This window comes from Pseudomonas sp. BN415 (assembly GCF_029871195.1).
In the GTDB taxonomy this organism is placed as follows: Bacteria; Pseudomonadota; Gammaproteobacteria; order Pseudomonadales; family Pseudomonadaceae; genus Metapseudomonas; species Metapseudomonas resinovorans.
In genome coordinates this window covers 1-12,520 of sequence record NZ_SSOK01000068.1, presented here as the reverse complement: position 1 = coordinate 12,520, position 12,520 = coordinate 1, and the positions used below count along the sequence as shown (strand labels likewise).

The 12,520-nt window shown below is 60.4% G+C and carries 9 protein-coding genes and 2 tRNA genes; 6 read left to right on the top strand and 5 right to left on the bottom strand.

The window, feature by feature from the left end; all coding sequences use genetic code 11:
• Window positions 1–33: 33 nt before the first annotated feature.
• Window positions 34–2,037 carry a nucleoside-diphosphate sugar epimerase/dehydratase gene (locus E8F20_RS25950; RefSeq protein WP_280286304.1) on the top strand — a complete coding sequence of 668 codons (2,004 nt, stop codon included), beginning with the start codon at window positions 34–36 and terminating at the stop codon, window positions 2,035–2,037.
• A gap of 60 nt (window positions 2,038–2,097) precedes the next feature.
• Window positions 2,098–2,421 (top strand): ComEA family DNA-binding protein, encoded by a 324-nt coding sequence (locus E8F20_RS25945; protein ID WP_280286303.1) that lies wholly within the window; start codon window positions 2,098–2,100, stop codon window positions 2,419–2,421.
• Window positions 2,422–2,552: 131 nt separating this feature from the next.
• On the opposite strand, the gene E8F20_RS25940 is transcribed toward E8F20_RS25945, so the two are convergent.
• Both E8F20_RS25940 and E8F20_RS25935 read right to left on the bottom strand, forming a co-directional pair.
• Window positions 2,553–2,628: transfer RNA gene (locus E8F20_RS25940), tRNA-Asn, on the bottom strand.
• Window positions 2,629–2,698: 70 nt separating this feature from the next.
• A complete protein-coding gene (locus E8F20_RS25935; RefSeq protein WP_280286302.1) occupies window positions 2,699–3,895 on the bottom strand; it encodes an amino acid aminotransferase in 1,197 nt (398 codons plus the stop codon).
• Window positions 3,896–4,078: 183 nt separating this feature from the next.
• Here E8F20_RS25935 and uvrB point away from each other — a divergent pair, with 183 nt between their 5' ends.
• Entirely contained in the window at window positions 4,079–6,094 is a 2,016-nt protein-coding gene (gene uvrB / locus E8F20_RS25930; protein ID WP_280286301.1) for an excinuclease ABC subunit UvrB, read from the top strand.
• A 39-nt stretch (window positions 6,095–6,133) separates the two neighbouring features.
• Here uvrB and E8F20_RS25925 read toward each other — a convergent pair whose 3' ends face one another.
• The 3 genes from E8F20_RS25925 to E8F20_RS25915 are packed head-to-tail and all read right to left on the bottom strand — an operon-like array spanning window position 6,134 to window position 9,670.
• On the bottom strand, window positions 6,134–7,033 hold the full coding sequence (locus E8F20_RS25925; protein WP_280286300.1) for an EamA family transporter: 900 nt from the start codon (window positions 7,031–7,033) through the stop codon (window positions 6,134–6,136).
• A gap of 41 nt (window positions 7,034–7,074) precedes the next feature.
• Window positions 7,075–8,574 (bottom strand): MDR family MFS transporter, encoded by a 1,500-nt coding sequence (locus E8F20_RS25920; RefSeq protein ID WP_280286354.1) that lies wholly within the window; start codon window positions 8,572–8,574, stop codon window positions 7,075–7,077.
• A gap of 49 nt (window positions 8,575–8,623) precedes the next feature.
• Window positions 8,624–9,670, bottom strand: a complete 1,047-nt coding sequence (locus E8F20_RS25915) for an HlyD family secretion protein (RefSeq protein ID WP_280286299.1) — start codon at window positions 9,668–9,670, stop codon at window positions 8,624–8,626.
• Window positions 9,671–9,777: 107 nt separating this feature from the next.
• On the opposite strand from E8F20_RS25915, the gene E8F20_RS25910 reads away from it, so the two are divergent.
• The 3 genes from E8F20_RS25910 (at window position 9,778) to E8F20_RS25900 (ending at window position 12,426) form a co-directional block, all read left to right on the top strand.
• Entirely contained in the window at window positions 9,778–10,698 is a 921-nt protein-coding gene (locus tag E8F20_RS25910) for a LysR family transcriptional regulator (protein WP_280286298.1), read from the top strand.
• A gap of 26 nt (window positions 10,699–10,724) precedes the next feature.
• Window positions 10,725–12,206: a glutamate--tRNA ligase gene (gene gltX / locus E8F20_RS25905; protein WP_280286297.1), complete on the top strand. Its 1,482-nt coding sequence runs from the start codon at window positions 10,725–10,727 to the stop codon at window positions 12,204–12,206.
• Window positions 12,207–12,350: 144 nt separating this feature from the next.
• Window positions 12,351–12,426: transfer RNA gene (locus tag E8F20_RS25900), tRNA-Ala, on the top strand.
• The last annotated feature ends 94 nt before the right edge of the window (window positions 12,427–12,520 follow it).

The following is a 12,520-nucleotide window of genomic DNA, read 5'->3' as shown; positions in this document are numbered from 1 at the left end:
GGTCGGACCAAGATGGGATAAGGAACCCTGAAGATGTTGCGCGAATGGTTGTTGCGGTTACCTCGCCGCTATAAGCGTCTGTTGCAGGTTGGCGTCGACGTGCTCCTCGTATGGGGTGCACTCTGGTTTGCTTTTGTCGTGCGACTGGGAACCGACGAACTTGTGCACCCGTTAGGTGGACACGCTTGGTTGTTCGCCTTGGCACCTGTACTCGCAATTCCGCTCTTCATACGGTTCGGGATGTATCGGGCCGTGATGCGGTATTTCGGCAACGATGCGCTTATCGCGATCGCAAAGGCTGTGAGCCTATCGGCTCTGCTTCTGGCGCTGGCGATTTACTGGTACCGGGATGCCCCCGAGTTGATTCCCCGATCGCTGGTTTTCAACTACTGGTGGTTGAGCCTGGTGTTGGTGGGTGGCTTGCGCTTGTTCATGCGCCAGTATTTTTTGGGGGATTGGTTCTCCGCTGCGCGACAAGTTCCTTTTGTTAATTCGGTGGATGGCCTTCCTAAAGTCGCGATTTATGGCGCAGGTGCTGCCGGCAACCAACTGGTGGCTGCCCTGCGCATGGGACGAGCAATGCGTCCTGTTGCATTTATCGACGATGATGACAGTATCGCGACCAGGGTGATCGCCGGTTTACAGGTCTACAAGCCAAAACACGTCCAGCAGATGATTGAGCAGACGGGGGCTGAGGAGGTTCTGCTTGCAATTCCCTCTGCATCTCGTGCCCGGCGGCGAGAGATTCTGGCCACTCTAGAGGCTTTCCCTCTACATGTACGTAGTATCCCTGGTTTCATGGATCTTGCGAGCGGGCGGGTTAAGGTCGATGACATTCAGGAAGTAGATATTGCCGATCTGTTGGGGCGTGATTCTGTACCTCCGCGTAAAGAGCTCTTCGAGCGTTGCATCCGTGGAAAAGTCGTCATGGTCACAGGAGCCGGCGGCTCAATTGGCTCGGAACTCTGCCGGCAGATTTTGGGTTGCGGTCCAAAGGCGTTGCTTCTGTTCGAGCATAGCGAGTTCAATCTCTACAACATCCAGATTGAACTTGAACAGCGTATTCTTCGCGAGTCACTGAGCGTTAGCTTGGTACCTATTCTGGGGTCAGTGCGCAATCTGGATCGGCTTTCGGACATTATGCGAACCTGGAAAGTCGACACTGTCTATCATGCTGCTGCCTATAAGCATGTGCCCATGGTTGAGCACAACGTGGCTGAGGGGGTGCTCAACAACGTGATGGGTACCTTGTATACCGCCCAGGCTGCGGTTCAGGGGGGTGTCGAGAATTTCGTCCTGATTTCCACGGACAAGGCTGTACGTCCGACCAACGTCATGGGGAGCACAAAGCGCTTGTCGGAAATGGTCCTGCAGGCCCTCAGTAACGAGTCTGCTCCGGTGCTGTTTGGAGACAGTGACGCGGTTCATCGGGTCAACAAGACCCGTTTCACCATGGTCCGTTTTGGCAACGTCCTGGGCTCTTCCGGCTCGGTTATTCCTCTGTTCCGCGAGCAGATCAAGCGCGGAGGTCCGGTAACCGTAACCCATCCCAACATCACGCGTTACTTCATGACGATTCCGGAAGCGGCGCAATTGGTGATCCAGGCCGGTTCGATGGGGCAGGGGGGGGATGTCTTTGTGCTGGACATGGGGCAGCCGGTGAAAATCGCCGAGCTTGCCGAGAAGATGATTCACCTGTCTGGCCTGACGGTCCGCTCCGATAAGAATTCCACGGGTGATATCGCCATCGAGTTCAGTGGTCTTAGGCCGGGTGAGAAACTCTATGAAGAGCTCCTCATCGGCGACGATGTCAGTCCCACTGAGCATCCGATGATCATGCGAGCCAATGAGGAGCATCTTCCCTGGGATGCGTTCAAGCGTGTGTTGTCCGAGCTGTTCGCGGCCGTCGAGAGCGATGATTACGTCCGCGTGCGTCAGCTCCTACGCGAAACAGTCAATGGTTACACCCCTGAAGAGGAAATTGTTGACTGGATCCATCAACAACGGCGAATTGAGCCCAATAGCTCGAGGCATTAGTTTGTGTGGGGCGGTTTAGGAAGTACCGCCTTCTCTTACTGATGACAAGGAGTGTTCACGATGTTTCGTGTTCGATTCGCCTCGCTGTTTTTTCTGATCTGTTCGCTTTTCTTCGGCTACACCCAGTCTGCGGTTGCCGCGAAGGTGGAGGCTACAGCTGCTGTGGCAGGCGCTGCACAGCAGTCTGGCAAGCTCAATATCAACTCCGCCGATGCGGCGGCTTTCCAGGATCAAATGATCGGCATCGGTGAGGCAAAGGCCAACGCTATAGTCCAGTATCGCGAGGAGAACGGTCCGTTCTCTTCAGTAGACGATCTGCTGGAGGTTAAGGGCATTGGCGTGAAGACGCTCGATAGGAATCGCGACAAGCTAAGTGTGGATTAGCAGCGCAGAGTGTCAGAAAGCCGGCCTAACGAGCCGGCTTTTTTTGGTGCTGGATAACCCGGGGTGCAGACCTTGGTTCGAATCCTGCCCATAAATAAAAAGCCCTCGGCATGTGCCGAGGGCTTTCAATTTGGCTCCGCGACCTGGACTCGAACCAGGGACCCAATGATTAACAGTCATTTGCTCTACCGACTGAGCTATCGCGGATCGGATGCGTCGTATCTTACTGATTAGAAAGGAGAAGTCAAGCATCTGCTTGAGCTTCTCCGATTTCTTTTCAGAGAACCTGGGTGATGGCGCGAGTAATGCTTTCCAGGTTGCTGTTGTTCAGCGCGGCAACGCAGATGCGGCCGGTGCTGACGGCGTAGATACCGAACTCGTTCTTCAGGCGTTCAACCTGCTCGGCGGTCAGGCCGGAGTAGGAGAACATGCCGCGCTGGCGAGCAACGAAGCTGAAGTCGCGCTTGGCGCCCTGGTTGGCCAGTTGCTCAACCATGGCCAGGCGCATGCTGTGGATGCGAGTGCGCATTTCGCCCAATTCCGCTTCCCACATGGCGCGGAGTTCGGGGCTGTTGAGTACCGAGGCAACCACGGTGGCGCCATGGGTCGGCGGGTTGGAATAGTTGGTGCGGATCACGCGCTTGACCTGGGACAGCACGCGGCCGGCTTCTTCCTTCGAGTTGGTCACGACGGAGAGGGCGCCAACTCGCTCGCCATAGAGCGAGAAAGACTTGGAGAAGGAGCTGGACACGAAGAACTGCAGACCCGACTCGGCGAACAGGCGCACTGCGAACGCATCCTGGTCGATGCCTTCGCCAAAGCCCTGGTAGGCGATGTCGAGGAAGGGCACGTGCTCGCGTTCGCGCAGGACTTCCAGGACGGCTTTCCAGTCATCCAGGCCAAGGTCGACACCGGTTGGGTTGTGGCAGCAGGCGTGCAGGACCACGATGGAGCGGGCAGGCAGTGCCTTGAGATCTTCCAGCAAGCCGGCACGATTCACGCCATTGGTGGCTGCATCGTAGTAACGGTAGTTCTGCACCGGGAAGCCGGCCGACTCGAACAGGGCGCGGTGGTTTTCCCAGCTCGGGTCGCTGATGGCGACGACGGCATTGGGTAGCAGGCGCTTGAGGAAGTCGGCGCCAGTCTTCAGGGCACCGGTGCCTCCCACGGCCTGGGTGGTGACTACGCGGCCTTGAGCCAGCAGTTCGGAACCAGCACCGAACAGCAGCTTCTGCACCGCCTGGTCGTAGGCCGCGATACCCTCGATCGGCAGGTAACCACGCGGGGCATGGGCTTCGATGCGGGCCTTTTCCGCTTCAGCTACAGCACGCAGGAGCGGGATGCGACCCTCCTCGTTGTAGTAGACGCCCACGCCCAGGTTGACCTTGTTGGCACGGGTATCGGCGTTGAACGCTTCGTTGAGACCTAGAATAGGGTCGCGCGGAGCCATTTCGACGGCAGAAAACAGACTCATGATGCGGCAGCTCGGAGGAGGAAGGTGAGGAGGAAATGCAACCCCGAACGATGTGCGCTAGGGGTTGCGCAATCGGGCCGGTATTATAGCGGCCCAGACAGTTTGCGGCGACATCGCGCGCAAGCTTTCCGCCAGGTATGACGCCCGTTCTGCGCAGGTGTCACATCCAAATTCGAGGTCAGCATGTCGGAGTTCCAGCTTGTCACCCGCTTCCAGCCCGCCGGCGACCAGCCGGAGGCCATTCGCCAGATGGTGGAAGGGCTGGAAGCCGGCCTGTCGCACCAGACTCTTTTGGGGGTAACCGGCTCGGGGAAGACGTTCAGTATTGCCAACGTCATTTCCCAGGTTCAGCGCCCGACACTGGTGCTGGCGCCGAACAAGACATTGGCGGCACAGCTTTACGGTGAGTTCCGGGCATTTTTCCCAAACAATTCGGTTGAGTACTTCGTTTCCTATTACGACTACTACCAGCCGGAAGCCTACGTTCCGTCGTCGGACACCTACATCGAGAAGGACGCCTCGATCAACGACCATATCGAGCAGATGCGCCTGTCCGCGACCAAGGCCCTGTTGGAGCGGCCGGATGCCATCATCGTTGCCACGGTGTCCTCCATCTACGGCCTGGGTGATCCGGCGTCCTACCTGAAGATGGTCCTCCACATCGACCGCGGCGACCGTATCGATCAGCGCACCTTGTTGCGTCGCCTGGCGGAGCTGCAGTACACGCGCAATGACATGGACTTCGCCCGCGCCACCTTCCGGGTTCGCGGCGATGTTATCGACATCTTCCCGGCGGAATCCGATCTTGAAGCCATCCGTGTCGAGCTGTTCGACGATGAAGTGGAGAGCCTGGCGGCCTTCGATCCTCTGACCGGCGAGGTTATCCGCAAGTTGCCGCGCTTCACCTTCTACCCGAAGAGCCACTATGTGACGCCTCGCGAAGTACTGCTGGAGGCGGTGGACAAGATCAAGGAAGAGCTGAAAGAGCGTCTGGAACAGCTACGTTCTGCCAACAAGCTGGTGGAGGCGCAGCGCCTTGAGCAGCGCACTCGCTTCGATCTGGAGATGATCCTTGAGCTGGGCTACTGCAATGGCATCGAAAACTATTCTCGCTATCTCTCCGGTCGTGCTCCCGGTGAGCCGCCACCCACGCTGTACGATTACCTGCCTGCCAATGCCCTGTTGGTGATTGACGAATCCCACGTCACAGTGCCCCAGGTCGGCGCCATGTTCAAAGGCGACCGTTCGCGCAAGGAAACCCTGGTGGAGTACGGATTCCGCTTGCCGTCGGCGCTGGACAACCGTCCGCTGCGTTTCGACGAGTGGGAGGCCATCAGCCCTCAAGCCATCTTCGTCTCGGCGACTCCCGGGCCCTATGAAGGTGAGCATGCGGGCCGGGTAATCGAGCAGGTGGTACGCCCCACCGGTTTGGTTGACCCGGAAGTCGAGGTGCGGCCAGCCAGGACGCAGGTGGACGATCTGCTCTCGGAGATCCGCAAGCGGGTTGCAGTGGAGGAGCGGGTGCTGGTCACCACGCTGACCAAGCGCATGGCGGAGGACCTGACCGACTACCTGGCCGACCACGATGTGAAAGTGCGTTACCTGCACTCGGACATCGACACCGTGGAGCGCGTGGAAATCATCCGGGATCTGCGTACTGGTGCTTTCGATGTGTTGGTGGGGATCAACCTGCTGCGTGAAGGCCTGGACATGCCGGAGGTGGCGCTGGTGGCCATTCTGGATGCGGACAAGGAGGGCTTCCTGCGTTCCGAGCGCTCGTTGATCCAGACCATTGGTCGCGCGGCGCGGAACCTCAACGGCAGGGCGATTCTATACGCCGACAATGTCACCGGCTCCATGCAGCGTGCGTTGGACGAGACTGACCGGCGCCGGAGTAAACAGGTGGCTTTCAACGAAGCCCACGGCATCGTGCCGAAGGGTGTGAAGAAGGACATCCAGGACATCCTCGAAGGCGCCACAGTGCCAGGTTCGCGCAGCAACAAGCGTAAGGCTATGGCGAAGGCGGCGGAGGAAAGCGCCCGGTACGAGGCGGAGCTTCGCTCGCCCAGCGAGATCACCAAGCGCATCCGTCAGATGGAGGAAAAGATGTTCCAGCTCGCCCGCGACTTGGAGTTCGAAGCAGCCGCGCAATTGCGCGACGAGATCCAGAAGCTGCGAGAGCGGTTGTTGAAGGTCTGAAGAGAAATGGGCGCCGATAGGCGCCCATTTCGTTTGTCCTCAGCGGCGGCCGAAAATGATCAGCACAACGCCAACGAGGGTGGCCAGGCACGCGAGCAGCGATGTGGCGTCGAGCTGCTCGCCGAGGATCAGCAGGCCCAGCAGAAGGGCTACCACCGGGTTCACGAAAGCGAAGGTCGATACCAGGCTTGGCTTCACTTCTCGCAGCAGCCAGAAGTAGGCCGGGTAAACCCCCAGGCTGACCGGGACCACCAGGTACGCCATCCAGAGCCAGGCTTTCAGGCTTACGTTAGCCAGTTCGACCCCATTCCAGTCGCCGCGCCAGAGGCCGAATACTGCGAGCATTACCGTGCCCGTCAGCATCTGTAGGCTGAGGCCCATCCAGCTGGAGCGGAAGGGCGGGCGCAGGCGCAGCAGCCAGGCGCCAATGGCCCAGAGCAAGGTGGCCATGACCACCAGCCCGCCGGCGAACCATTGGTCGAACCCCGCCGCATCTCCCAGTCCGTTGCCCATCAGCATCACAATTCCGCCGCTGGCCAGGGCCAGTCCGCAGAGGACCCAGAGTGGCGGACGGCGGTCCAGCAGCCACTCCAGTGCGACGCTCCAGAGGGGCAGGGTGGTGTAAAGCATGGCCAGCATGCCGGTGGGAAGAAACTGATTGGCGTAGATCAGTGCACCCTGGCCGACAGCGATCAGCAGCACGCCGCCGATTAGCGCGCCACCCAGGTCGCTGCGTTGTACCTGGGCCTTGCCGCTGGCCAGCACCCAGCCCAGGGCGAGAACGCCAGCGAAGAGAAAACGCAGGGTCGCGATGACGAAGGGTGGAAGTTCACGAAGGAGGAAGTGGTTGGCCAGATAGGTGGTGCCCCAGCCGATGTAAATCATGGCGAAGGCACCGATCAGGAGAAGGGTGCGACGGGTTGTAGCGTGGGAAGACATGTACAGCCTGAAACGCGACGCGCCGGTTGCCCGGCGCGGGATTAGTGGGCGGCGGCGCTGGCGCCCCCGGTGGAGCCGGCGGGCAGGGCGCGGGTGAGCAGCACGGCGAGCATGCTGACGCCAAGGGCGATGCCGATGAAATGGAAGGCGTCATTGTAGGCCATGATGCTGGCCTGCTGGTGTGCGATCTCGCTGAGTTTGCCGAGGGCCGCTTGCTCGCTGCCGAGCTTTTCCGTCAGCAGGGCCAAGCGCTCAGCGACCTGCGGATTGCTCGGTACCAGGGATTCGCGCAGGTAATCGAAGTAAACCTTGGCGCGGGCGTCGAGGAGGGTGGCAAGCAGTGCGATGCCGATGGCGCCGCCCAGGTTGCGCAATATGTTGAACAGGCTGGAGGCGGAGCCGGCGTCCTGAGGCTGGATGTAGGCCGTGGCGATCAGGGATACGGTCACCATCACCAACGGCTGTCCGAGGGCGCGGATGATCTGGATCTGGTTGAACTGCGGTCCGGCGAAATCGGGATTGAGTACCCCGGATGCGAAACTGGCGTAGCCGAACAGACCGAATCCCAATGCGCAGAGCAGCTTGGGAGAGATCACCTTCATCAGCTTGGGTACCAGCGGGATCAGGAACAACTGCGGAACGCCCATCCACATGATCACCTCGCCGATCTGTAGCGCGTTGTAGCCCTGGATCTGCGCTAGGTACAGCGGCAGCACATAGATGGAGCCGTAGAGACCCATGCCCAGGCCGACGCTGGAAATGCTCGACAGGCCGAAGTTGCGGTTCTTCAGGATGCCCAGGTTGATCAGCGGGTTGGGGCGCGAGACCTGGAGGATCACGAAAAGAATCAGGCTGACCAGCGCTGTACCGCCCAGGCCGACGATCAGGTCGGACTCCAGCCAGTCCTTGCGGTGACCTTCCTCAAGGAATACCTGCAGGCAGCCGAGCCCCAGTCCCAGGGTGACAATGCCGGCGTAGTCGGTGCGTTTCAGCAGTTCCCAGTGCGGTGCTTTCCTCTCCAGGCCGTAAAGCAAGCCGGCGATCATCAGCAGGCCTGGAGGGACGTTGATGTAGAAGATGTACTCCCAGCCGAAGTGCTCTGTCAGCCAGCCGCCCAGAGTAGGGCCGATGGAGGGGGCGAAGGTGGCGGTAATGGCGAACAGCGCCATGCCCTTGGCGCGGTGGTGCTCCGGCAGCTTGATCAGCGTCAGGGTGAAGGCCAGCGGAATCAGCGCACCGCCGGTGAAACCCTGCATGGCGCGGAACACGATCATGCTTTCCAGGCTCCAGGCCAGGGAGCAGAGAAGCGACGAAATGAGGAAGCCGATGGATACCCAGACTGCCAGCCGTCGCGCCGAGAGCAACTGCACCAGCCAGGCGGTGAGGGGAATCATGATGATCTCCGCCACCAGATAGGACGTGGAAATCCACGAGCCTTCTTCCAGGGTCGCGGAGAGTGCGCCCTGGATGTCCTTGAGTGAAGAGTTGGTGATCTGAATGTCCAGCACCGCCATGAAGGCGCCGAGCATCGCGCTCATCACCGCAATCCAGTCACGGCGGGACGGTTCGCCCGTGGGGCGAACCAGTGCATCACCCGCCATGGTTTTCGGCCTTCAGGTGCACCTTGACGAGGACGGACATGCCTGGGCGGATTCGGCCCTTGAGCGGATTGTCTGCGGCGAAGGTCAGCTTCACCGGCATGCGCTGCACCACCTTGGTGAAGTTGCCAGTGGCGTTGTCCGGCGGCAGCAGGCTGAACTGCGCGCCGGACGCGGCGAACAAGCTGTCGACTCGACCTTCGATCGGAGTATCGGGGAAGCTGTCGAAGATCAGCTCGGCGGTTTGTCCGGGCTGCATGCGCTCGATCTGGGTCTCCTTGAAGTTGGCCTGGATCCAGATATCAGCATCCGGCACCAACGACAAAAGGTGCGCGCCGACCTGTACGTACTGGCCGTTGCGCGCAGCGCGCTGGCCGACACGCCCGTCCATGGGGGAGCGGATTTCGGTGCGGCCGAGATTCAGCTCGGCCTGGGCCACTTCGGCGCGGGCATTGGCAATTTGTGCATCGAGGCGCTTGATCTCTGCGTTGAGTGCGTCCACCTGCTGGCGCTGGGCTTTGAGGTCGGCCTCGGCCTTGGCCACTTGCGAGCGGGCAACTCGCGAGTCGGCAGATAGCGTAGTGACCCGCTCTTCGGAAATGTACCCCGGCTTGCGCAGCGTCTGGGCGCGGGACAGGTCGATCTGCGTGCGCCCGAGGGTGGCCTGGCTAGCTGCAACGTCCGCCTGGCTAGCGGCGATTGTGCTGGATTGCTGGGCCAGCTTGCTTTGTGCCTGGACCAGCTCCGCCTCGCGGGTGGCGAGCAGGGCGCGAGCGCGTTCCAGGGCGAGCTTGAAGTCGTCGGCTTCCAGGCGGACCAGCAGGTCGCCTTTCTTCACCTGCTGGTTATCGCTGACCAGCACTTCTTCGATACGGGCACCAAGTTGGCTGGACACGCGGGTGATTTCGCCCTGGACATAGGCGTTGTCGGTGCTTTCGACGAAGCGGCCGATCAGCAGCCAGTGGACGAAGAAACCGGAAATGACCAGTGCCACCAAGGCGATGAAGACGAACAGGCGGCGTTGCAGTTTGGCAGGCATGGAAAACGTTGCTCGAAGTCTTTTCAGAATGTTGCGAATCTAGCAGTGTTCCGCCCTAGCAAATAGCCAGTACAATTCAGAAACTTTGTTGCTTATAGGGAACAATAATGGGGCTGGATGATGCGCTGATCTTCACTCGCGTGGTCGAGTGCCACAGCTTTACCCAGGCTGCGCAGAGTCTGGGGATGCAGAAATCGACTGTCAGTCGGCGCATAGCGCTGTTGGAAGAGCGCCTCGGCGTACGTCTGCTCAACCGCACCACGCGCAAGCTTCGTTTGACGGAAGTTGGCCTGGCCTACTACGAGCGCTGCCGGCAGATCATGCTGGACTTCGCCGAAGCCGAGCAGGCCGTGATGCAGTTGCAGCAGGAGCCGTCCGGTCTGCTGCGTGTGACCGCGCCCATCGAGTTTGGCCAATTGTTCCTTGGCAAGGTGTTGGGCAGCTTCATGCGCCAGTATCCGCAGATCACGGCAGAAGTGGAGATCACCTCGCGTAACGTCGATCCACTGGAGGAGGGCGTGGACATCGCCATCATGATCGGACAGCCCCAGGATTCCACGCTGATCGCCCGCAAGCTGTTCGAGAGTGGTCGCCGGCTCTGTGCGAGCCCAGCCTACCTGGCGGCCCACGGCACCCCGCGCACGGTGGAGGCGCTGGCTGGCCACCGCGCGGTTCTGTTGCCGCAGGATTCTCAACGCTACTGGATGCTGCTGGGTGAACACGTGCCCTGTCAGCGCGTCCTCTATTGCAACAACATTACCTTCGCCCGCGAAGCGGTTCTGGCAGGGGCCGGGATTGCGGCGCTGCCGCTGATGTTCACCGAATCCGCCGTGCAGCGTGGTGAGCTGATCGAGCTGCTGCCCGAGGCGCGGCTGCCCAGCGGCGAAATCTATGCGGTCTATCCGTCTAGACGGTTCCAGGCAATGAAGGTCAAGGCCTTCCTCGACTTCCTGATGCGCAGCCTGCCGGTGCAGGAAGGACACTTGCTGGAGCCCGCAGCGGCCAGCCTGATAAGATCGCGCCTTTGATCGTCCCCCTGTTTCGAGAGCAATCCATGACCACCGTCCGTACCCGTATCGCGCCGTCGCCCACCGGCGACCCGCACGTGGGCACCGCCTACATCGCCCTGTTCAACCTGTGTTTTGCGCGCCAGCACGGCGGTCAGTTCATCCTGCGCATCGAAGATACCGACCAACTGCGCTCTACCCGTGAGTCCGAGCAGCAGATCTATGATGCGCTGCGCTGGCTGGGCATCGAGTGGGATGAAGGCCCTGATGTTGGCGGTCCGCACGGTCCCTATCGCCAGAGTGAGCGTGGCGACATCTACAAGAAGTACTCCCAGGAGCTGGTGGACAAGGGCCATGCCTTCCCCTGCTTCTGCACCTCCGAGCGTCTGGACAAGCTGCGTGCCGAGCAAACCGAGCGCAAGGAAACCCCGCGCTACGACGGCCACTGCATGCACTTGTCCAAGGACGACGCCGACAAGCGTATTGCCGCCGGTGAACCCCATGTCGTACGCATGAAGGTGCCGACCGAAGGCGTCTGCGTGGTGCCAGATCTGCTCCGTGGCGATGTGGAAATCCCGTGGGATCGCATGGACATGCAGGTTTTGATGAAGACCGACGGTCTGCCGACCTACTTCCTTGCCAATGTGGTGGATGACCACCTGATGGGCATCACCCATGTGCTGCGCGGAGAAGAGTGGCTGCCCTCGGCGCCCAAGCTGATCAAGCTCTATGAGTACTTTGGCTGGGAACAACCCAAGCTCTGCTACATGCCGCTGCTGCGCAATCCGGACAAGAGCAAGTTGTCCAAGCGTAAGAACCCCACGTCCATCACCTTCTATGAGCGCATGGGCTTCCTGCCAGAGGCGATGCTCAACTACCTTGGCCGCATGGGTTGGTCCATGCCGGACGAGCGTGAGAAGTTCTCCCTGGCCGAAATGGTCGAGCACTTCGACCTGTCGCGCATTTCCCTGGGTGGTCCGATCTTTGACCTGGAAAAGCTGTCCTGGCTGAACGGTCAGTGGATCCGTGAACTGCCGGTAGAGCGCTTCGCTGCCGAGGTGCAGAAGTGGGCGCTCAATCCCGAGTACCTGATGCGCATCGCGCCGCACGTGCAGGGTAGGGTGGAAACCTTCAGCCAGATCGCGCCGCTGGCCGGTTTCTTCTTCTCCGGTGGCGTGCCACTGGATGCAAAACTGTTCGAGCACAAGAAGCTCGGCCCGGACCAGGTGCGCCAGGTCATGCAGTTGGTGCTCTGGAAGTTGGAATCCCTGCGTCAGTGGGAAAAGGACCGCATCACCGGTTGCATCCAGGCCGTGGCCGAAAGCCTGGAGCTCAAGCTGCGTGATGTCATGCCGCTGATGTTCCCGGCCATCACTGGCCAGGCCAGCTCGGTATCGGTACTCGACGCTATGGAAATCCTCGGGGCTGATCTCAGCCGCTTCCGTCTGCGCCAGGCCATCGAGCTGCTCGGTGGCGTGTCGAAGAAGGAAACCAAGGAGTGGGAGAAGCTGCTCGCGGCCATCGTGTGATGGCCCGCCGGCTGGTGCGGGGAGGCCCCCGCATCGCAAGGTTGGGTAAGTGGTTGTTCTTCCAGATAAAAAAGTTCTTGTTGTTGAAAGAATAGTGTTGACAGCAGGAGGGGGCGCCCCTAATATGCGCCCCGTCCTCGCGACGGGGCTATAGCTCAGCTGGGAGAGCGCTTGCATGGCATGCAAGAGGTCGACGGTTCGATCCCGTCTAGCTCCACCACTCCTTTCAGGTGTGGGTCGCGAAAAGGCATGAAGGTTTCGTCCCCTTCGTCTAGTGGCCTAGGACACCGCCCTTTCACGGCGGTAACAGGGGT

What these genes read in the sequence shown, in the direction of transcription:
- E8F20_RS25950 (WP_280286304.1), top strand. Translation starts at nt 34, where the DNA reads ATGTTGCGCGAATGGTTGTTGCGGTTACCTCGCCGCTATAAGCGTCTG.
- E8F20_RS25945 (WP_280286303.1), top strand. Translation starts at nt 2,098, where the DNA reads ATGTTTCGTGTTCGATTCGCCTCGCTGTTTTTTCTGATCTGTTCGCTT.
- E8F20_RS25935 (WP_280286302.1), bottom strand. Translation starts at nt 3,895, where the DNA reads ATGAGTCTGTTTTCTGCCGTCGAAATGGCTCCGCGCGACCCTATTCTA.
- uvrB (WP_280286301.1), top strand. Translation starts at nt 4,079, where the DNA reads ATGTCGGAGTTCCAGCTTGTCACCCGCTTCCAGCCCGCCGGCGACCAG.
- E8F20_RS25925 (WP_280286300.1), bottom strand. Translation starts at nt 7,033, where the DNA reads ATGTCTTCCCACGCTACAACCCGTCGCACCCTTCTCCTGATCGGTGCC.
- E8F20_RS25915 (WP_280286299.1), bottom strand. Translation starts at nt 9,670, where the DNA reads ATGCCTGCCAAACTGCAACGCCGCCTGTTCGTCTTCATCGCCTTGGTG.
- E8F20_RS25910 (WP_280286298.1), top strand. Translation starts at nt 9,778, where the DNA reads ATGGGGCTGGATGATGCGCTGATCTTCACTCGCGTGGTCGAGTGCCAC.
- gltX (WP_280286297.1), top strand. Translation starts at nt 10,725, where the DNA reads ATGACCACCGTCCGTACCCGTATCGCGCCGTCGCCCACCGGCGACCCG.